Below are 20,800 nucleotides of genomic sequence, written 5' to 3'. Positions count from 1 at the left end.
GACTCGGCTCAGGCAGTTATGACCTTTTTATTCTGGTCGAATAATTTGTTGAATAAGAGTCTGGAGTAACTTAACCCCCTCATACAAATCCTTGTCTTCTTCCAGCGGGTTGATCGTCATCTCTTGTTCAAGCGCACGAAATAGTCCAGCGGTGTGGGCGATGTCACAGACTCCGTGTACGTCTGTGTACTCCATATCATTCGAGCCCTGGGCTGCAGCAAGTTCTGCCAGATAAGGCATAAGTCGCTGGATCAGTCCCTCAAAGAACGCCATTGTGAGCACTGACTGCACTCCCGAAAGATGGCCGAGAAAGAGCCGTACATTAGTCAAATCCTCATGGACCGCCAATGCATCTGAGTCTGTGGGAAATGCCTTAGCAGCGAGTGCAAATCTGCGCAACATCGCCGGATGAGCATCTTGAACCTCTTCATGGAGATTATCCAGGAGAATCGGACGTGCTGCTTCTGACAGAACGGACAGGTACGCTGCAGTCATCCAGTAGATGAAGTTTCCTTCCAGAACCGCTGTATACCGGGCGATAATACCTCTTCGCTCAGAGCTGGTCAGCTTGCTCGGATCAGGGAGTGAGGCGATGAGGTCATCCACCATCGTATTGATGGTCTGCTGGATAGTTTCGATAGATGGGTGACTATGTGATTGCTGCGTAACAAGTAATGTCGCGGTCATATATTAGCCTTCTTGACTGTTAGAATTTTTAGCGTCTGAGGGTAGAACAGCAGTGGCTTGAATGATTCCTGGAAGATTCCTAGAAAGTTCAAACGTACAAGTGGCGGATTCTCGTGAATCACCTCTGTGAAGAGATGAGGTGGTCGCCGTAGTCACTAATGATGCCTTCTACTAAGCTTCCTGCAGTGCAATTAGATAATGAGCGGCGCTCTATCGTAGAGGCAGGACACTGGAGTGTCCGCCTAGCTTTAGATCAGGAGTCGGTGCGAGCATGGCTTCGCCAGCCTCAACTGCGTTGAGCTATTTCGCTTAGGTATAACTGGTGGAATCCCGAAGCAGAGATGCCTTGTAAAGCGTCAGTGATGACGGAGATACATCGCCCGCCTGTTTTTCAATTAGCTCATAGTAACCTGCAACCTGCCGGAGACAAGGGGCCGACCTTCTCCTTTTGCGAGTATTTCGTGATAGCTATGCAGTCAAACCATCTCTTGCGCAATCAATAAGTTTAGATTTGATCTGCAGATAGAGAACCTCTACAGCAAATTCTTAATTAATAGGGATAGAGTACTCGGGAGGCAGCGGAATAGGGCCAATTGACCCATTCCAGATGTTCCTGTATCGGTTGCCCAGCTTTCTGATAGTGCCTTGGCGGTGAGGAGGAGGTTAGGGGATATAGGCGCCGAGGGTAAAGGGGGAGCCTTTTGGACGGGGTTTGCCGTTGATATCGGAGTAGATATAACGACTCATATCATTGATGAGTGCTGAGTTGGAGCCAGCGAGGGAGGCTGGATCAACTCCTGTGTCGAGTGCCGGGCTGTTGGATTTCAAGGTGAGACCGCTGCCGAGATAGGCAGGATTGAGCGCATTGGCATACTGACCGCCGTTGCTGGGGTTGAAGGCAGGTGGGTTAACGAACAGGGGATTGGTAGACCGGAAGTCGGCTGGATTCGTGTCTGAGACTCCGGAGTTGGATCCGCCATAAATCAGGTTGTGGCTGTAGATCAGGTTCGTACTGCCTGATCCCTGCACCATGAAGGGCGGCCTGTTGTCCCAGGACTGCACCACGTTGTTGACGAAGTACTCGTGACTGGCGCTATGGCTGGTGATGCTGCCGACGGGGCCGAGCGTGAGATCAAGGCCGTTGTCGTAGCAGGTATTGTTGACGACCCAGATGTTGGTCACGACATTGTTCTCGATGCATCGGCCGCCATTGCCGTAGACCACATTGTTGACGATCAGAGCCGGGGGAGTATTTGCCGTGGAGGCAGTATAGCTGCCGCTGCTGAGATCCATGATGATGCCGTTGCCATCGGTGTGATAGCTGGAACTGTCGTAGGAGCCGGCGATGATGTTGTTGGAGACGATGTTGTGCAGTCCCTGATACTTATCGAACCACTGACTGCTGTTGTAAGAGATGGCGCTAGACCATCCGCCGTGATAGCCGTTGTGGTAAAGGATGTTGTGGTCGGCCGTCTGATAGTCGCAGCGCATGCTGCCGATGCCGGCCGAGCCCTGGTTGATGATGGTGTTCTGCAGATAGCGCAGGTGATGGGAGCCCTGGCAGAAGAAGCCGTTGGAGGCGACATTCTGCCCATCGAGAGTAAGACCCTTGAACTCGATATAGCTGGGACCGTTGGGGAAGTTTGCGTTGTACATGTGGAACATGTTCCGGTCAGGAGCATTGCTGCCGGCTGTCCAGAGGATATGTACTACGCCACCGCCCGTGTTCTGAAAGGTGATCCAGGCATTCGGGTTTCCACTGTGCGCCGGATAAAAGCTGCTTGCAAGGGAGTAGTTGCCCGGCTGAATACACACAACATTCCCGGCAACTGCACGCCGGGCGGCACCCAGAAGAGTAATGGCGGAAGAAGGCGTCGAACCCGAGTTCTTGTCCGATCCACTCGCTGAAACATATAACGTGCATGTCTGTTGTTGTTGTGCCGCAGTCGGAACTACCACTTCGGCAAGATCGGCGCCCCTTCCGCAGGCAGCTCCCCCTTGAAGAAATAAAAGTGAGGGTGGCACAAAGCATGCCATTCCTACATGCAGCAGCAGGCGTATGAAGGATTTTAGGGGCGCCGTCGATATAACTCGAGCTGGAGTAGGCCTGCACATAAAGCGGTGTTACATCCTGAGTTCCTGCTTGCTGTACAGACTCAGGTCTCAGAAAGTATGTACTGCAGATTGCGATGCACAATATTTATACAGGAAAGGATTATGCTGCTGGTGACCCCGGGAAGATTCGAACTTCCGACCTGCGGTTTAGGAAACCGTCGCTCTATCCACCTGAGCTACGGGGCCATGATGCTTAGTGTAACGCAGCCCAAGCAGTGAATGGAATATGGAAGACACTGAGTCTAAGCTATTTGTGATCTCTTACTGGCATCGGTTTGCGCTTCATTACCATGCAAGAGTATTGACCATTTCCCCATGATCCATTCAGCCGCATAGTGTCACCTTGTCGTTTCCATGTCCCCTTAAATATGTCGGAGCCAGGGATAAGCCATTGCTGAGAGATCGTTAGCTCATGATTCTTAGCATCCACCCGGAAATCGTGGGATACATACCTTCCGTCCGGAAAATGGAAAACTGCCAAATGAGCGCGGTTGTACTCGAAATATATCCAATCTGGCAGCGCCGCATTGGCAGGTTCGATTCGGCTCGCATACCACGCTCCATCAATCGCCGTAGGCGCACGGTTGTTGAAATTGGCGAGCCAATAACCCTCGTGGGCTGTATAGGCAAGCATCCCGAGAATTGCGATGATTTGAAGGCAAAGGAGCCAGCCGTAGTCCTTCCCCAACAACGCCCAGTCATGTCGGCGACTGCATACGGCTCGATAGAAATCTGCAGCATGGAAAGATAAGATTCCGCAAATAGCCAAGAGCACGTAGATCGCATTTCGAAGGGCTTCAATGTGGAAATTCCACTGAATAACCCAGATATCGACGCAAGCAATGTTCACCATCACTGGTAGAAGAAGGAGAGCGCCAAGGGCAGCTGTTCTTCTGAAACAAAGCAGTAATGCTCCTCCAATTTGAGTAAAAGCGATGATATTTGAATAGACCGTGGAATAGCCGAAGTAGTACCAGGTAAGCCAGAAGCCTGAGACCTCTCCCATTGGCTTTGCAAGCTGAGAATCAAGTACCGTGAACTGCGCACCCATCACTTTGGCGAAGCCGTAGGTCAGGAGCGTAAAGGCGACGTAGTAGCGCAATGCCAGATATAGCGCTGCGGGGGTCGCTCGCCAATTAAACTCGCGCGCATCGATCAGCTGCATCCAGGACTGCCCTTAAAGCGTGCGATCATTATGACCGCGAGTATAAGGAGTTCAATCCCACTGGGGCAAGCAAAAGAGCATCCCAATAACCTATGAGAGCTGCTATTCTGCACCAACCTGCTCCGATCGAATCCGCGCCGCTTCGAATCGAGAATCTGCCTATACCCATTCCCGGTTCGGGCGAAGTGCTGCTTCGTATCGAGGCTTGTGGCGTGTGCCGCACCGACCTGCACATCGTAGCTGGAGAACTGCCTCCGCGCCTTAGCCCGATCATTCCCGGACATCAAATTGTCGGAAGAATCGAGCGACTTGGTGGCGCGCTAAGCCCGGGCACTCCGAAGATAGGCAGCCGCGTGGGCGTATCCTGGATGGCAAGTGTGGATGGCACTTGCCCGCTATGCCTCAAAGGCTCCGAAAACCTATGCGACCATCCTGAATTTACGGGCTATACCGTGAATGGCGGCTACGCAGACTACACAATTGCACGTGCGGATTTTTGTATTCCGCTCCCCGAAGATCGGCCTGCTGAATCCCTGGCTCCGCTGCTCTGTGCTGGCATTATTGGCTTTCGCAGTCTGCGGGTGGCGGGCTGCCAGCCCGGAGAGCGAATTGGGCTCTTTGGATTCGGCGCATCCGCGCATTTAGCTGTTGAAGTTTTGAAGCATTGGGGCTGTGAAATCTATGTAGCAACTCGCGGTGAGTCCCACCAGCGTTTTGCCCGTAAACTCGGGGCAACATGGGTAGGCGAGGCTACGGACAGGCCACCAGTTCCTCTTGATCGCGCCGTAACCTTTGCTCCCAGTGGCGACGTCGTAATCGCTGCGCTGGGTTCCTTGCGCAAGGGAGGCATCGTAGCGATCAATGCCATTCATCTCGACCGGATTCCTCAATTCGACTATGACACGCTGCTGTGGGGAGAGCGGCAGATTCGCAGTGTAACGAACATGACACGCGCAGACGCCCGTGATTTCGTGGCACTGGCCACGGAGATCGACATCAAGCCGCGCACAACGCTTTTTCCCCTCACCAGGGTGAACGATGCACTGGCCGCGGTCGATCATGATTCCATCGATGGCGCGGCCGTGGTTATGGGTCAGAGAGATTCATAAACAGCAGGAGCGGATTCAATGGTGCACTCGATCAGCTCCACAGGCTCAGATTCACCTGCAGCCGAATCTATGAGCTGACGGACCGACAGCATGTCTGCGTCAGCATCTACCAGGAGCAGGATCGAAGGCCCGGCACCACTGAGAGTTACGGAAAGCAGCCCGTCACGACCCGCAAGAGGCGCTAGCAGCGGAAGGAGCGGACAGACACGCTCCCGATAAGGCTGATGCATCCAGTCCTGGGTAGCGCTGTGAAGTAAATCACCCCGACCTTGCGCAAAGGCCGCTGTCAACAGAGCAACGTGTTGCAGATTTGCCACCGCATCGGCCCGCGAGTAGCTCTCCGGCAGGACCGCACGGGATTCCCGGGTGGGCAACGGGCGAGCAGGCATGGCAATGATCGCCTTCCATCTGGCGCCCGGAGTGATCGAAATGGCCTCAACCTCTTTGCCGTGCCAGCAGGCCACACTGAGCCCCCCATGCCAGCAGGCTGCAGTATTGTCCGGATGCCCCTCAAGCAGGGATGCTGCGGTGAGGATGCGTTCCCGCTCCCACTTTAAACCTCCAAAGTGAGAAGCCAGCGCCACACCTGCGAGGCGTGTTGCCGCAGAGGAACCACACCCCATGCCCAGGGGAATGCCGTTGACCATGCGAACCTTCACCGGAACCACGGGAGCGTTATTCGTCTGCAGGATCTCAGTATAGGTATCGAGGAGAAGATTGTTTTTGACTGCTGAGCACAGCTCCCGGTTACGGCCCGATACATCTATAACAAACTCGTCTGACTCTTCGGCTTCAATCTCCAGATAGAAGCTCAGAGCGAGAGCGAGAGCGTCGAAGCCCGGTCCGAGATTAGCCGATGTTGCGGGCAGTCGAAGACGGCAGCCCCTCATGCACTCACCCGTTCCAGCACACGCAGCACTTCCTCTACGGAAGCATCGATCTCGATCGTATTCCTGCGGGTCAATTCAATTTCAGGCTTGAGCGGCGCTGCTTCTTCCTCACGCAACAGTTCCCCGCGATGATAAGCGATGGTGTAGTCGGAATCCTTCAATGTGTGACCGGTAAGCAGCAGCACTGTAGTCTCAGAGGACGCGACTCTTCGCTTCTGGACGAGCTTCTTGAGTCCGGCGAGCGTTACTGCGGAGGCTGGCTCGCACCCTATCCCCTCAGCTCCAATCTCCGCCTTGGCCAGCGCGATTTCGGCTTCATTTACCTCTTCACACCAGCCTCCTGTCTCGCGCAGAATACGAACCGCCTTGCGCCAGGAAGCTGGATTGCCAATGCGAATTGCGCTCGCGCGCGTATTGGCCTCGACAGGTTCGAGGTGCTCACCGCCATTCGCCATCATGCTGCGATAGAGCGGATTTGCCCCTGACGCCTGGATGACAGAGATGCGCGGAAGCTTATCAGTAATTCCCAGGCTCTTCATCTCCAGGAAGCCCTTGCCAAGCGCAGAGCAGTTTGCAAGGTTGCCTCCGGGCACGATGACGTGATCCGGTACAGACCAGTCCATCTGCTCCGCGATCTCAAAGGCCGGAGTCTTTTGTCCTTCCAGACGATAAGGATTGACCGAATTGAGCAAATAGACTGGGGCTTTGCGGACCACTTCACTCAGAACCTGCACGCAACCGTCGAAGTCAGTGCGCAGCTGCAACGTAAGCGCGCCATAGTCCATCGCCTGCGAGAGTTTGCCCCAGGCGATTTTTCCTTCCGGGATTAATACGAGGCTCTGCATCCGCGCACGCGCTGCATACGCTGCCAGAGCGGCAGAAGTATTGCCAGTAGATGCGCAGGCAACCCACCTGTAACCCATCTCTTTGGCAACGGAGAGCGCAGCTGTCATCCCCGTATCCTTAAAGGAGCCGGTAGGATTCATACCCTGATGTTTGGCGAGCAGACGATCAAGGCCCAGAGCCTCAGCAGACCGTGGCAACTCATAAAGCGGAGTGTTGCCCTCGCTCAAGGTGACGATATTACGCTCGTCGGCCACGATAGGCAGCAAGTCGCGAAAACGCCATACGCCGCTGCGGTCTACAGGCGAAGTTGAACTGCGCCGCTCCTGCCAGAGCCAGCGCAAAGCACTTGCGTTAGGACGGCGCGAAGGCGCATTCCACGACGGGTACTCTACTTCGTAGAGCTCCCCGCATCCGAGGCAGCGAAAGTTTTCCTTAAGATCCCGCTGCACTATGACGGTCGCGCAGCCTATGCAGCGCAACTGATGAAGTTGACTTTCCATGGATATAGCTAGCGTAGCATTTGCAGCAAAAAAGTGCCCTTGCCGCACCTCGAATAAAGTCGTATAAAATCGTCGCATGGGATCGATGCTTACTCCACGTGAAGCGGCTCTGCGGCTGGGCATTGCCTACCCCACCATCAAGCAATGGCTCTATCGCGGCAAGATCAAGGCCGTGAAGACACCTGGCGGTCACTATCGCATTCCCGAAGCCGAACTGGATGCGCTCCTCAGCAAGGCCAAGCGTCCGGACACGCCGAAGCGCGAGATGATGCGCATTCTCAGCGGGCGAAATCAGCTTGTGGGCCGCATCGTGGAGGTAAAGTTTGATTCCCTGCTGGCGCAGGTAAAGCTGTCAATCGGCGGCCAGATTATTACGTCGATTATCACGGCTGATGCCGCACGCGAGATGCATCTCAAAGTAGGCGAGACGGCTGCCGCACTCATCAAATCTACTGAGGTCATGGTGCTTCGTGTCTGAATCGAGATGTATACGTTTTTTCGCGATCGTATTCGTGCTCTTTGCATTGCCTGCCTGGGGCGGTCCCGTCAGCGGACGAATTCGATTGGCAGCGGCAGCGGACCTGCAGCCGGCGCTCCCTTCTATCCTCGCGGAGTTCGAGGCCCAGACGGGGATACACGTCGATGCCACTTATCAATCATCTTCGGCCCTGGCGACGGCAATTGAGAATGGTGCTCCCTTTGATCTCTTTCTGGCCGCAGATAGATCGTTTCCACAGAAGCTAATTCGCGATCACTTCAGCGACTCGCCTCTGCCTGTGCTCTATGGGCGAGGAACGTTGGTGCTGTGGACGCGCAATGATTCACACTTTCACGATTTATCGATGGATTCGCTGCACGACCCTGCACTCAAGAAGCTCGCTATCGCAAACCCGCAGCACGCGCCATATGGGCGTGCTGCCCAGGCAGTCCTGCAGCACCTGAAACTCTATGATCAACTACAGCCCAAACTGGTCATCGCTGAAAACATTGCGCAGGCTGCCCAGTATGTCTCGTCCGGTAACGCGGAACTCGGATTCATCTCGTTGACCTCCGCGCTCTCCCTGCCGCTCAAGAGCGCGGGCCACTACATTCCTGTTTCCGCTGCTTACTATCCTGCGCTCGATCAGACAGGAATTGTGCTCAAACATGCCGCCGCACGAGACTCGGCTTATAAACTACTTGCCTTTATCCTCTCTCCTTCCAGCCAGCAGCAACTCGGTCAGCACGGAATCACCCCAGCGCGAAGTGATCACTCACGATGAACGGCTTTGACGTCACCGCATTGCTACTTTCGCTCCGATTGGCCGCGGTGACAACAGTGTTGCTCCTGGCTATCTCAACTCCACTGGCGGCGTGGATCGTCTTCGGTAAATCACGCGGACGGGCGCTTATGGAGGCGGCATCCACGCTTCCGCTACTGCTCCCGCCCACGGTACTCGGCTTCTATCTACTGGTGCTGCTTGGACCGCGCACGGCTTTGGGAAGGCTGTTTGCGACTCTTACCGGCCATCCAGCCGCGTTTTCTTTTACCGGACTTGTTATAGGCTCGATTATCTACAGCTTCCCCTTCACCTTGCAGCCAATCGTTGCCGGGTTCAGCAGCGTTCCCGTTTCCCTGATTGAAGCGGCGCGGCTACTAGGCGCCAGTCGCAAGCGTATCTTGTGGGAACTTGTGCTGCCACTTTCAAAGCGTTCGCTCGGCGCAGCGGCCGCCCTTTGCTTTGCCCATACGATGGGTGAATTTGGCGTGGTGCTGATGATCGGGGGAGATATTCCTCACGAGACGCGCACACTCTCGATAGCCATTTTCGATCAGGTGCAGGATTTCGACTATCACGGTGCAAACCACACGGCGCTCCTCCTGCTTTCCATCTCCTTCGTTGCGCTGGCCTCTCTCTATGCGACGAGAAAGCAGAAGCTCGTTGCCTGAAATCCCCATACTTGATGCAGCCATTTCGCTCAATCAGGCTGCTTTCAGCATCGATGCAAATTTCACCCTTAGTGCCCGATGGACGGTGCTGTTCGGTCCATCGGGCGCCGGTAAGAGCACGCTGTTACGCGCGCTGGCAGGCCTTTTACAGCCGACCTCGGGACGCATCAGACTGGGCACACACGTTCTCTGTGACACGGCTGCAGGTATTCGCATGCGGCCGGGCTCAGACTTGGTGGGCTTTGCAATGCAGGAAGCCGCACTCTTCCCTCATTTAGCCGCCGGACGGAACGTTGGATTTGGATTAAAAAGGCTGAAGAATGACGAACGCGAGGCACGAGTGCGTGAGGTGCTGGAGCTGGTAGAAGGGGAGCATCTCTACGAACGCATGCCGCATCATCTTTCCGGCGGCGAGCGTCAACGTGTTTCGCTGGCGCGAACGCTGGCGAGGCAGCCGCAGATACTGCTCCTCGATGAACCGTTCTCCGCGATCGATAACGCTCTCAAGGAGAAGATTCTAGCCAAGCTTATTGACTGGCTGGCGGCGCGCAGCATGCTTGCCCTCTATGTCTCGCATGACGTGACAGAGGCTTTTCATCTTGGGGCAGAGGTGATTCTCATTGAAGCAGGGCGCATCCTAGGACAAGGACCTGCCGAAACGGTGCTGGCAAGCCACCGCGCTCGCCTGCTGCGTCAACTCGGCGTAACTGTTACGGGTGATGCGCCGGGAGAATAACCCCTCGGCATTCTCCGAAGCCAATGCGGACTGCTCCGAATCGTTCGCAATAGCCGCGCAGGATGATCTCATCTCCATCCTCAAGAAAGCTGCGCATCTCGCCGCTTGCAAGACGAATCGGGTCCGCTCCGCGACGCGTCAGTTCCAGCATTGAGCCAAGTGAGTCGCTGGTTGGGCCCGAGATAGTTCCGGTCGCCAGCAGATCGGCGGGGCGAAGATTGCAGCCGTTGCTGGTATGGTGGGCGATCATCTGGATCAGCGACCAGTACAGATGCAGACTGTTGGTGCGAGCCAGGAGTGAAGGAGCACTTCCCTGCTGCCTCATCTTTGCCGTCGAGATAGAGACCTCAAGGACGATATCCAGGCCTGCGGTGGAAGTATCAACACGGAGATACGGCAAGAGCGTCGGGTCATCCCCTCCGCGAACACTGGTGCCAGTCCTAAAGGGCGCCAGAGCGTCCATCGTTACGACCCATGGCGAGATGCTGGTTGCGAAGTTTTTCCCGAGGAAAGGCCCCAGCGGCTGATACTCCCACGCCTGAATGTCGCGTGCTGACCAGTCATTCAGCAGGCAAAGGCCGAAGATCATCGCGTCCGCAGCATTGACAGGAACAGGCTCGCCCAGCCTGTTTCCTTCGGCTATAAAAAAGCCGAGTTCCAGTTCATAATCAAGCGAGCGGCTCGGCTCAAAGACAGGAACAGTACCGGGCACAAGTTGCCGCTGCCCCCACGGCCGCCGGACCTCTGCTCCGTCCACAACAATCGAGGAAGCGCGGCCATGATACCCAACAGGCAAGTGCTTATAGTTCGGCAACAAGGGATTATCCGGACGGAAGAGTTTGCCGACATTCTCCGCATGGTGAAGCGATGCATAGAAATCTGTGTAGTCCCGAATGACCGCGGGGAGGTGCATTCGCACATGGCGCATCGGAGTCAAAAGCGGTCGGAGATGATGCTCTGCTGATCTGTCTTCAGCGAGCAATAACCCTGTGACTCGCCTGCGAAGGACAGTCGCAGCAGAGCGCCCGAGCGACATGAGCCTGTTCAGCGAGTCGTCAGAGCAGGCTGCGCGAACTTCTTCGGGAAGTGTATCGAGCAGCGCAATCTCATCTGCCCCCCGGAGATCGAGGACCTCGTCGCCTATGGCTATGCCAATGCGCGGAGTACCGCCCCCCGATGGGGAAAAGATCCCAAACGGAAGATTTTCGAGCGGAAAGTCGGTCCTCTCCGAGTTCGCAGACTCGACCCAGGAGATCATCCGCTCTTCAGCCATTCGACACGCTCTTAAAGTGCTTCTTCAGGTTCTGCCAGCATTCGTAATATTCGTGTTGGAGCACCTTCGTCTCTAAGGCGAACCTTGTAGGTCTGATGACCAATTGCGTCTCAAACATGAAAGCGAGGGTGTTTGCCAGATACTGGGGTTTTAAATCCGCGGCGATGGCGCGCTCATAGGTCTCCGCGTCTGGACCATGCCCTGCCATGCAGTTATGCAGACTCGCGCCCCCTGGCACAAAGCCCTCTGCCTTCGCATCGTACTGGCCGAAGACCAGCCCCATAAACTCATTCATCAAGTTGCGATGGAACCATGGCGGACGGAAGGTATGTTCGGCGACCATCCAGCGCGGCGGGAAAATGGCGAAGTCGACATTTGCGGTTCCTGCAATGGGGGAAGGCGCAGTAAGCACTGTATAAATCGAAGGGTCCGGATGATCGAAGCTGACCGAGTTAATACAGTTGAATCGTGCCAGATCGTACTTGTAAGGAACGTAGTTGCCATGCCAGGCAACTACATCCAGGGGCGAATGGTCTATCTCTGCCCGCCAGAGACGACCGAGAAATTTGCTGACAATGGTGAAGTCTCCATCGCGGTCCTCATAGGCTGCCGTCGGGGCGAGGAAATCTCGCGCATTCGCCAGCCCATTCGCGCCGATCGGACCGAGCTCAGGAAGTCGGAATGGCAGGCCATAGTTTTCGCAGATGTACCCGCGAGCGCTGCCCTCTGGAATCTCAACTCGAAACTTCAGACCGCGGGGCAGCACACAAATCTCCCCAGGAGCGACGTCCATCCTACCCAGTTCTGTATGAATGCCAAGAACGCCCTGCTGCGGCACAAGTAACATCTCGCCGTCCGCATTGTAGAAAAAACGATCCGCCATAGAAGCGTTGGCCGCGTAGATGTGAATAGCAACACCACTCTGCATCGCCGCATCGCCGTTGCCGCCCAGGGTGACCATGCCATCGATAAAATCTGTCGGGGCGTCAGGAATTGGCAGTGGGTTCCAACGCAGCTGGTTCGGGGGGGTCGGAACCTCATTGAAGGGGCCACTACGGATCAGTTTTGCATCAATTTCCTCGTAGGGCTTATGCGTGACCGAGGGGCGAATACGATAGGTCCACGTCCTGCGATTGACGGCGCGAGGAGCAGTAAAGGGGGTCCCGCTGAACTGTTCTGTATACAAACCGAGCGGAGCGCGCTGTGGTGCATTCTGTCCCTGTGGTAGCGCGCCGGTTACTGCCTCTGTGGCGAATTCATTGCCGAACCCAGATTGATACTGCATTCTTCCTCCAAGCCTTCCGCAAGGCATTCCCCTCGCTGCGAAAACTCTATAAGCTAACTGGGTGCATAGACCATTGGCAACCATGATCGTTTCATGAGCACATACCTTATGCTCGCCGGCCTACCCGGCACCGGCAAAACCACCCTTGCGCAGGCCCTTGTCGAACGGCTTAATGCCGTTGCGATCGACAAAGACCGCGTGCGCGCCGCACTGTTTCCTGGAGCGGCTACTGACTACACAGCCGCGCAGAACAGCCTATGTATGGATGCCATGCTGAGCGCCGCAGAGTATCTCGTCACCCACCAGCAGCCGCAATACATCATTTTCGACGGGCGCACCTTTTCACGCGCGGCGCAGATCGAACAAGTGATCGCGGCAGCAAAAAAGGTTGGCGCACGCTGGGCAATCATTGTGCTCGAATGCAGCGAGGCAGTTGCGAGGCAACGGCTGGCTCTCAACGCCAGCAAGCATCCCGCACACGACCGGAACATCTCTCTCTATTTGCGCATCAAATCTGAGTTTGAGCCTATCGTTCGGCCCGCCTTGCGCGTCGATACTTCTGACGGTGTAGGACAGATCCTCCCCACCGTACTTGAGTTTCTGCTGGAGCAGGCTGAAGAACAAGGAGAACAGATTTGAAGAAGAGCAAAACACGCGGACCCGTCACTCTCGCGATTGATATCGGTGGATCGGGGCTGAAGATGATGGCATTAGGACCCGACGGCAAGCCAATTTCCGAGCGGCTGCGGATAGAAACACCTGAACATCCAACTCCTGGTCGAATCCTGCAAAGGCTGACACGCCTGAGTAAGCAGATGCCCCACTTCGATCGAGTTTCCGTGGGCTTTCCCGGTGTTATCAAGCAGGGTGTAGTTCATACAGCGGCCAATTTGAATCCGAAGTGGATTGAATATCCCCTGGAAAAGGAACTGGAACGCCGGTGGAAGAAGCCGGTGAGGGTTGCAAACGATGCAGCTGTACAGGGCTTTGGGGCTATCAAGAAGCACGGCGTCGAGCTGGTGCTGACCCTGGGAACCGGCCTTGGTTCAGCGCTTTTCACCAACGGGCGACTCTGCCCAGGGCTGGAACTCGGACATCACCCCTGGCAAAAGGGGAAGACCTATGAGCAGTTCTTAGGACGTGCAGGCCTCAAAAAGCACGGCAAGAAACGCTGGAACCACCTGCTTGAGAAAGCAATTGCACAGACGCTGGCGACCTTTAACTGGGATCACCTGTATGTCGGCGGCGGAAACTCGAAGGAAATTTCCTTCAATCTCCCGCCGAATGTCACCATCGTGCCAAATCAGGATGGCCTTCTCGGGGGCGATGCGCTCTGGAGCGATCAGGGATAGAGCAGAACCCGCTGGCGCTGTTCTAGAAAGTGTTCGAGCGATGGCCGCTCCTGCTCCATGATCGTATTGGCTGACTCCCCTCTTTGCAGTTCTTCCAGCACAGAGCGGTTCGCAAGCAGTGTCTTCATCTTGTTGAGTAGAAATTTATCAGGATAGAGCCTCCGGAGCAGGGCTGCTATTTCAACCCCGAGACGGGGAGAGTCGAGGACATTGCGATTCGTCACGATGAGCTGTATGCCATGGCATAGCTCATCGCCGTAGGGAGCTGGCTTGGCCGGGGTAAAGTCAGCAGGGACAAACCTCACGCCAGGGATAAATTCTGCATTCAGCTTTGCGGCGAGAAGACGCCCGTTGATCCAGGGAGCGCCCAACAATTCGAACGGGGTGTCCGTGCCGCGTCCAACTGAAATGTTGGTCGATTCAACGAGCCCCAGCGCCGGATAAAGCGTAGCCTCATTCATATTGCGCAGATTAGGGGAGGGATTCACCCACGTAAGCGCCGTCGAGTCATACCAGTCTCCGCGTTGCCAGCCCTGCATTGCGACAACTTTCAGCGGAGTATGCAGTCCGCGCTGCTGGACAAAGTAACGAGCTAACTCACCCATGGTCATGCCATGGCGCACAGGCAGTGGCAGGTAGTGGACATAGCTCAAATCATCGGCATCAGAGACCGGCCCTTGAACGACAGCTCCATTGAGCGGGTCGGGCCTATCAAGCACAACAATCGGGGTACCGGTTTGGGAGGCCGCCTCAAGGAAGTAGTCCATCACAGTTTCATACGTGTAGAAGCGGACACCCGAATCCTGCAGATCAATAACGACAGCATCCAACTGGCGCAGCATATCGAGCGATGGGCGACGTTGCTTATCCGTGGCCCCATAAAGGCTAATGACAGGAATCCCAGTCGTTTCATCCTTTGAGTTGCCGATATTCTCCCTGTCGAGAGTGCCATGGATGCCGTGTTCCGGACTGAAGAGCGTCTTCAATTCGACGTTCGGCGCGTGTGCAAGGAGATCAATGGTCCGGCGGCCCGACGAGTCCACTCCAGATTGATTGGTAAGGAGCCCGATCCGCAGCTGGCCGGGATGATTTCTACTGAGAGAGGTGAGTTCGGCGAAGCCATCGGACGCAAGTACGTCTATGCCGGTTTTAACCTCACCGTTGCGAGCGAGCCAGTGGCGCATGCCTGCGATCGATTCGTTATAGCCAGTGAGTCTCGCTGAAAGTTTGCCGCCGTCGGGGCGGATGCCTAGCGCAATGGCAGCTGAGTCCGCAACATCGCCACGCAGTGTACCCAGCCCTTTTGGGCCGTCCGGATGTACTGCATTCGCGAGCGTCACTACATACGTGTTGCTGACTGGATCCATCCAAAGTGATGTTCCAGTGAAACCCGTGTGTCCGAAGGAGCCAATTGGAAAGATGGTGCCGCGGTTGCTCGAAAAGGGCGAATCTATGTCCCATCCAAAGCCGCGTAGAGCGGTAGCTGTCGCAGGCTGCTCCGGAATGACCATCTTGGCCAAAACGGCGCGCGATAGCGGAAAGGTGCTGGGCCGGCCGGCGAGCCGGTCAAGCAGGGCTTGCGCAAAGAGCGATACGTCGTCCGCAGTGCTGAAGAGACCAGCATGCCCCGCAACTCCCCCCATTCGTCGTGAGGTAGGGTCGTGAACCACCCCCCGCAGCATGGTGCCATGATCGCCCTGCTCGTACTGGGTGGGAGCTATCAGCGCGCGCCACTCTACCGGCGGCAAAAACCGGGTATGTGACATCCCAAGAGGCTTATAAATGTGCTCCGCTGCATACTCATCAAGCGTCTGCCCGGTGATCTTTTCTACCAGTGCGCCCAGCACAATAAAGTTGATATCGCTATAGACAAACCGTACGCCGGGCGGCGTGGAGGGCTTGATAGCGAACGCCATGCGATATGCCTCCGACTTCCCTTCCCACGGCTCGGTGAGGGGGAGGTCCGGCGGTAAGCCGGAGTAGTGCGTCAACAGGTTGCGAACGGTGATGTTCTGCTTGCCGTTCTGTGCGAACTCCGGCAAGTAATGGGCGACGGGCTCGTCAACACTGATGCGCCCTTGCTGGTAGAGTTGCATGACGGCAGTTGCCGTAGCGAGACACTTGGTGAGCGACGCCATGTCAAAGATGGTGTTCGCAGTCATCCGCTCCTGAGCAGGTATAAGTGACCGCGAACCGTAGGCGCGCCGATAAACGATGTGGCCATTGTGACCAACAATGACAACCGCGCCAGGAAGCTTGTGATTCGCTATGCCAGCGTTGACAAGCCTATCGATGCTGGCAAAATCAGGTTGTGCAGCGAAGCAGTCTAGCCCACAAAACAACAGAAGAAGACCTATCACGGTAACGAATCTTCTCAACGCTATTACCCCTCTCGCGATCCCAATTTTGCCCAACTGGCAGCATAACCCACCAGAAATGTAACTCCCGAACCGAAGGCGACATACCAAGTCCAGGAAATCTTTGGGATTGTGATCCCCACGTGCACAGGCCCCGTTTGCAACCAGAGCAGCAGATTGAAGGCGCAGCCCACGAGCATGCCGGCGATTGTCCCGTTCTCCGTCGCCCTCTGCGTGAGTGTCCCCAGCAGAAAAACGCCTAGCATCGCGCCCCATAGTACTGAGGCGATCGAGAGGCCGATCTCAAGTACGTGGCCTCCGCTTCGTGAGAGGATCGCCAAGAGAAACAGGACGACGGCCCAAAGCACTGTCATGATTCGCGACAGCTTTGCTTTGTAAGTATCCGTTGCCTCGGGATGGCGTAGTGAGTAGAAGTCGACGATTGATGTCGATGCAAGAGAATTGAGCGCTGCACTCAGGTTTGACATGGAGGCAGCGAGAATAGCTGCAATCATCAATCCGGCTATGCCCACTGGCATTTCCCGCACAATGAAGGCCGGAAAAAGCCGGTCTGAACTAGCGACGTGCGGCGCTCCTCCCATTTGACCGTAGTAGACATAAAGCCCCGCGCCGATCAGAAGGAAAAGCGTGAACTGAAACAGAATGACAACTCCGCTCGACAGTAACGCCAGACGTGACTCGCGCAGTCCACGCGCCGTGAGCAGGCGCTGCACCATCAGTTGATCCGTACCGTGGCTCGCCATGGTCAGAAAACAGCCGCCGATGATTCCACCCCAGAAAGTGTAAGTTTCCGTAAGAGACCAGCTGAAGTGGAAGATGGTCAACTTGTGCGCTGCGGCGGCGGTTCCGATGAGGGAGTGCCACCCTCCATGGATCTTATGGCTGATAGTCCACAGGCTGATGATTGTGCCTGCGACATAGACAAACATCTGCACCACGTCTGTCCAGATCACGGCAGTCATGCCGCCCTCAAAGGTGTAGAGCAGGGTAAGCGCAGAGAGGATCGCGATAGATGTGATGTCACCTGTACCCAGCGCGACGCCAACTACTATAGCAACGGCAAAAACGCGAACTCCCTCCGCAGCGGCCCGCATGAGGAGGAAGAGCAGGGCGGTGAGGTGGTGAAGCCTTCGGCCAAACCGCTGTCCGATCAGTTGATAGGCTGTTAGCAGCTCACCTCTAAAATAGCGCGGCAGAAAGAGGATGCAGATGACGATGCGTCCGGCCAGGTAGCCGAGTACCAGCTGAAGAAAGCCGAAATCGCCGATAAAAGCAAGACCAGGCACGCTGATGATAGTCAGCGTGCTGGTCTCCGCAGCGACGATTGAGAGAGCGATTGCCCACCATGGAATATTGCGGTCAGCGAGGAAATAAGTCTTGATGGAACGCTCGCCGCGCCCGCGAAAATGCATGCCGAAAAGCGTAATGCCGACAAGATAGACCAGCACAACAGCAATGTCTGCTGGCCGCAGATGCAGGGACATTCAACTGTTCTCCGCGGCCGTCTCCGGCGGGTTATTTCAGACGGTTCATGACCTCATCCAACACCTGCTTCGAAGGCCGTGTGCGCTCCTGCGGCAATGTAGCAAGTGGTTCCTCCACCGTGTTCAGCATCTCAGTAAAACTCGGCTTCTGCGTGTCCACATAAAATATGCCGGTTAAAACTTCACCACGCTCGTGCGCCTCCATCAACGCTTTGACTGCGGAGACACGATCTGTGGGATTGTAGCTCTCGTGCAGCTTGCGCAGACGAAGGTGCGAACCATCGTGCATAGTAACGTCGTAGGTCGAACCAGCATCGTACTCGACGGCGATATCCTCGAAGTGTGGAACGAAGCCCACTTCGGTGATCGCCTCTTCGTGCTCCTGCATGTACTTATAGCTCTTCGTGGATCCCTCATGGTCGTTAAACGTGACGCAGGGCGAGATAACGTCGAGCATCACTGTGCCCTTGTGGGAGATGGCTGCCTTCAGCATGGCCAGCAACTGCTTCTTGTCTCCAGAAAACGACCGGCCCACAAAGGTCGCACCAAGTTGCACGGCAAGCGAGCAGGTGTCGATTGCGGGCAAGTCATTGATGACACCGGTCTTGAGCTTCGATCCGAGATCAGCAGTCGCCGAAAACTGGCCCTTCGTCAGACCATAAACACCGTTGTCTTCAATGATGTAGATCAGAGGCAGATTGCGACGCATGAGATGGACAAACTGACCCATACCAATCGATGCGGTATCGCCATCGCCCGAGACGCCCAAGCCCATCATCGTTTTATTCGCAAGCAATGCCCCGGTCGCCACTGAGGGCATGCGTCCGTGCACGCTGTTGAAGCTGTGCGCGCGCGACAGAAAATAGGCCGGGCTCTTGGACGAGCAGCCAATGCCGGAGAGCTTCATCACCCGCTCGGGCTTGACACCCATCTCGTAGAGCGCATCGATAATACGCTCAGAAATTGCATTATGTCCGCAGCCCGCGCAAAGGGTCGTCTTGCCGCCGCGGTAGTCGAGAATTGGCAGTCCGAGGCGATTTACCTTGGGGTTTGGAGTTGGAACAGTTGTGGTTGCCATTTAGATCCCCTCCTGCAGCAGCAGTTCATCGGTTACTGAACGCGCATCGATCGGCAGGCCATTGAAATGGCGCACGCTGCGCAGTTTTACAGCATCTTCGGAAGGCAGATCGAGTTTGAGCAGGCTCAGCATCTGCGCATCGCGGTTTTGCTCAACGACGTAAACCCGGTCATGCGAGGCCACAAAATCATGCACTTCGCGGGTGAAGGGAAAGGCGCGGATGCGAAGATAATCCATCTCCGTACCGTATTCCTTCTTGAGCTGATCGCGACTCTCAAGGACTGCAAAGTCGGAGGTGCCATAGGCGATGATGCCCACTTTCGACTTCCCTGTCTGCACTACGACCGGCGCAGGAACAAGCGTCCGGGCCGTATCGAATTTGCGCGAAAGGCGCTCCATCAGGTTCTGATAGTCATCCGGCTTCTCCGTGTAGAGAGCCTTCTCGTTGTGGCCACTGCCGCGCGTGAAGTAGGCCGCCTTCGGATGATCCGTTCCAGGCAGCGTGCGGTAAGGAATTCCGTCGCCGTCCACATCCTGGTAGCGCGCGAATCCGCCGAGCCGGTTGAGATCCTCGGCAGTCAGCACCTTGCCGCGATCGAGCGGCTTCTCCGGATATTCGAAGGGCTCGGACATCCAGTTGTTCATGCCCAGATCGAGATCCGAAAGCACAAAGACGGGAGTCTGCAGGCGCTCGGTAAGGTCGAAAGCGGCAATTGCAAATTCGTAGCACTCCTTCACACTCGCGGGAAGCAGGATAACGTGCTTCGTATCGCCGTGCGAGAGATAGGCAACGGAGAGCAGATCGGCCTGCGCCGTGCGTGTCGGCAGCCCGGTGGATGGCCCCACGCGCTGCACGTCGAAGATAACTCCCGGCAATTCCGCAAAGTAGCCGAGACCAGCAAACTCGGCCATGAGGGAGATGCCCGGACCGGAAGTGGCCGTCATGGAGCGTGCGCCAGCCCAGCCGGCGCCGAATACCATGCCGACAGCGGCAAGTTCATCTTCAGCCTGGACGACGGCGAAGCTCGCCTTGCCATCGGGCTCAATGCGGTACTTCTTGAGATAGTCGATCAACTGCTCGACCACAGAGGATGAAGGCGTGATCGGATACCAGGTGACAACCGTAACGCCGGCAAACATGGCGCCAAGTGCGGCAGCGGCATTGCCATCAATAATGATCTTGCCTTCCGTCGCGTGCATATGTTCCAGCACGTACGGATCCTGCTTGGTGAAGGATGCCGCAGCATAGTCGTAGCCCGCCTGAACCGCTCCCCAGTTCAGGTCTGCAGCTTTTTGCTTCTTCGCAAACTGGCGGCGCAAGGCGGCTTCTACAGCCTTCATGTCCATCCTGATCAGCTGGGCCACGATGCCGACGTAAATCATGTTCTTGACAAGCTTTCGCAGCTTCGCCTCAGGGCAAACAGTTGCCGTGAGCTTGTCAAAAGGAACCGGATAGCAAATTACGTCGTCGCGGTACTGCTTAAGATCAAGCGATTCCTCATAGATAGCAACGGCGCCGGAGGGCAGCGAAAGGATGTCATCCTTCGCTGTCTCAGCATTCATCGCTACCAGGAGGTCGATCTCTTTCTTGCGCGCCACGTAGCCAGACTTGCTGGCGCGAATCGTATACCAGGTAGGTAAGCCTGCAATGTTCGAAGGAAACAAATTCTTGCCGCTGACAGGGATGCCCATACCGAAGATGCTCTTGAGCAGGACACTGTTGGCAGACTGTGAGCCAGAGCCGTTGACCGTGGCTACCTGAATGCTGAAATCGTTGACGATACGCTTGGTCGAAGCGCCTTGCGCGAGTGCATCAGGTCCTGATTGGCCCAATGCAACATCTCCTGTCGCCATTTGGCGGTGTTTCCCTTCAATTTAGGAATGGAAAGAGCAGGGTCTTTCTGACTCTTTATTATAGACAGCCACGCTCGCGTTTCGCGCGTTTCGAGGTCAATCGGCGTGATTGAGCAGC

General features: G+C 55.8%; 18 protein-coding genes and 1 tRNA gene. 7 read left to right on the top strand and 12 right to left on the bottom strand.

Going from position 1 to position 20,800, the window contains the following annotated elements; translation table 11 throughout:
- Positions 1–27 precede the first annotated feature (27 nt).
- From C7378_RS16755 to C7378_RS16740, 4 genes are all read right to left on the bottom strand, one after another.
- Positions 28–687, bottom strand: a complete 660-nt coding sequence (locus tag C7378_RS16755) for an iron-containing redox enzyme family protein (protein WP_131999254.1) — start codon at positions 685–687, stop codon at positions 28–30.
- Positions 688–1,350: 663 nt separating this feature from the next.
- Positions 1,351–2,502 (bottom strand): hypothetical protein, encoded by a 1,152-nt coding sequence (locus C7378_RS16750; protein WP_131999252.1) that lies wholly within the window; start codon positions 2,500–2,502, stop codon positions 1,351–1,353.
- 409 nt (positions 2,503–2,911) lie between these two features.
- Positions 2,912–2,988: transfer RNA gene (locus C7378_RS16745), tRNA-Arg, on the bottom strand.
- A 61-nt stretch (positions 2,989–3,049) separates the two neighbouring features.
- A complete protein-coding gene (locus tag C7378_RS16740; protein WP_131999249.1) occupies positions 3,050–3,967 on the bottom strand; it encodes a hypothetical protein in 918 nt (305 codons plus the stop codon).
- Positions 3,968–4,059: 92 nt separating this feature from the next.
- Between C7378_RS16740 and C7378_RS16735 the strand changes: the two genes are divergently transcribed.
- Positions 4,060–5,076 carry a zinc-dependent alcohol dehydrogenase family protein gene (locus C7378_RS16735; RefSeq protein ID WP_131999247.1) on the top strand — a complete coding sequence of 339 codons (1,017 nt, stop codon included), beginning with the start codon at positions 4,060–4,062 and terminating at the stop codon, positions 5,074–5,076.
- Here C7378_RS16735 and thrB read toward each other — a convergent pair.
- Entirely contained in the window at positions 5,061–5,966 is a 906-nt protein-coding gene (gene thrB, locus C7378_RS16730; protein WP_131999245.1) for a homoserine kinase, read from the bottom strand. The two genes, C7378_RS16735 and thrB, sit on opposite strands and share 16 nt — an antisense overlap.
- Complete coding sequence (thrC, locus tag C7378_RS16725; RefSeq protein ID WP_131999243.1) at positions 5,963–7,312, bottom strand: threonine synthase; 1,350 nt, start codon at positions 7,310–7,312, stop codon at positions 5,963–5,965. The genes thrB and thrC overlap by 4 nt, the downstream gene beginning before the upstream one ends.
- A gap of 85 nt (positions 7,313–7,397) precedes the next feature.
- Between thrC and C7378_RS16720 the strand changes: the two genes are divergently transcribed.
- Genes C7378_RS16720 through C7378_RS16705 form a run of 4 tightly spaced genes read left to right on the top strand, consistent with a single transcriptional unit; the run spans position 7,398 to position 9,978 of the window.
- The gene (locus C7378_RS16720; RefSeq protein WP_131999241.1) at positions 7,398–7,790 is read left to right on the top strand and encodes a helix-turn-helix transcriptional regulator; all 393 of its coding nucleotides are present in this window, start codon (positions 7,398–7,400) and stop codon (positions 7,788–7,790) included.
- A complete protein-coding gene (gene modA / locus C7378_RS16715) occupies positions 7,783–8,574 on the top strand; it encodes a molybdate ABC transporter substrate-binding protein (protein ID WP_165876864.1) in 792 nt (263 codons plus the stop codon). Before C7378_RS16720 ends, modA begins: the two co-directional genes overlap by 8 nt.
- Entirely contained in the window at positions 8,571–9,242 is a 672-nt protein-coding gene (gene modB / locus C7378_RS16710; protein ID WP_131999237.1) for a molybdate ABC transporter permease subunit, read from the top strand. The genes modA and modB overlap by 4 nt, the downstream gene beginning before the upstream one ends.
- Positions 9,235–9,978 carry an ATP-binding cassette domain-containing protein gene (locus tag C7378_RS16705; RefSeq protein WP_243648325.1) on the top strand — a complete coding sequence of 248 codons (744 nt, stop codon included), beginning with the start codon at positions 9,235–9,237 and terminating at the stop codon, positions 9,976–9,978. The genes modB and C7378_RS16705 overlap by 8 nt, the downstream gene beginning before the upstream one ends.
- Here C7378_RS16705 and fahA read toward each other — a convergent pair.
- The gene (gene fahA, locus C7378_RS16700; RefSeq protein WP_131999233.1) at positions 9,953–11,251 is read right to left on the bottom strand and encodes a fumarylacetoacetase; all 1,299 of its coding nucleotides are present in this window, start codon (positions 11,249–11,251) and stop codon (positions 9,953–9,955) included. The two genes, C7378_RS16705 and fahA, sit on opposite strands and share 26 nt — an antisense overlap.
- Entirely contained in the window at positions 11,244–12,536 is a 1,293-nt protein-coding gene (gene hmgA / locus C7378_RS16695) for a homogentisate 1,2-dioxygenase (RefSeq protein ID WP_207901463.1), read from the bottom strand. Before hmgA ends, fahA begins: the two co-directional genes overlap by 8 nt.
- Before the next feature lie 93 nt (positions 12,537–12,629).
- Here hmgA and C7378_RS16690 point away from each other — a divergent pair, with 93 nt between their 5' ends.
- Together C7378_RS16690 and C7378_RS16685 are read left to right on the top strand one after the other, a co-directional pair.
- Positions 12,630–13,175: a P-loop nucleotide/nucleoside kinase family protein gene (locus tag C7378_RS16690; RefSeq protein ID WP_131999229.1), complete on the top strand. Its 546-nt coding sequence runs from the start codon at positions 12,630–12,632 to the stop codon at positions 13,173–13,175.
- Positions 13,172–13,888: an ROK family protein gene (locus C7378_RS16685; protein ID WP_243648324.1), complete on the top strand. Its 717-nt coding sequence runs from the start codon at positions 13,172–13,174 to the stop codon at positions 13,886–13,888. Before C7378_RS16690 ends, C7378_RS16685 begins: the two co-directional genes overlap by 4 nt.
- Here C7378_RS16685 and C7378_RS16680 read toward each other — a convergent pair.
- Genes C7378_RS16680 through C7378_RS16665 form a run of 4 tightly spaced genes read right to left on the bottom strand, consistent with a single transcriptional unit; the run spans position 13,879 to position 20,682 of the window.
- Positions 13,879–16,248 carry an exo-beta-N-acetylmuramidase NamZ domain-containing protein gene (locus tag C7378_RS16680; protein WP_243648323.1) on the bottom strand — a complete coding sequence of 790 codons (2,370 nt, stop codon included), beginning with the start codon at positions 16,246–16,248 and terminating at the stop codon, positions 13,879–13,881. The genes C7378_RS16685 and C7378_RS16680 overlap by 10 nt on opposite strands.
- A gap of 23 nt (positions 16,249–16,271) precedes the next feature.
- On the bottom strand, positions 16,272–17,750 hold the full coding sequence (locus tag C7378_RS16675) for a sodium:solute symporter (protein WP_131999225.1): 1,479 nt from the start codon (positions 17,748–17,750) through the stop codon (positions 16,272–16,274).
- A gap of 31 nt (positions 17,751–17,781) precedes the next feature.
- The gene (locus C7378_RS16670; protein ID WP_131999223.1) at positions 17,782–18,828 is read right to left on the bottom strand and encodes a 2-oxoacid:ferredoxin oxidoreductase subunit beta; all 1,047 of its coding nucleotides are present in this window, start codon (positions 18,826–18,828) and stop codon (positions 17,782–17,784) included.
- Positions 18,829–20,682 carry a 2-oxoacid:acceptor oxidoreductase subunit alpha gene (locus C7378_RS16665; RefSeq protein WP_131999221.1) on the bottom strand — a complete coding sequence of 618 codons (1,854 nt, stop codon included), beginning with the start codon at positions 20,680–20,682 and terminating at the stop codon, positions 18,829–18,831.
- Between the last annotated feature and the right edge of the window lie 118 nt (positions 20,683–20,800).

This window comes from Acidipila rosea (genome assembly GCF_004339725.1).
Lineage (GTDB): Bacteria > Acidobacteriota > Terriglobia > Terriglobales > Acidobacteriaceae > Acidipila > Acidipila rosea.
The sequence above is the reverse complement of the archived record's forward strand: the minus strand, read 5'-3'. Positions and strand labels throughout refer to the sequence as shown.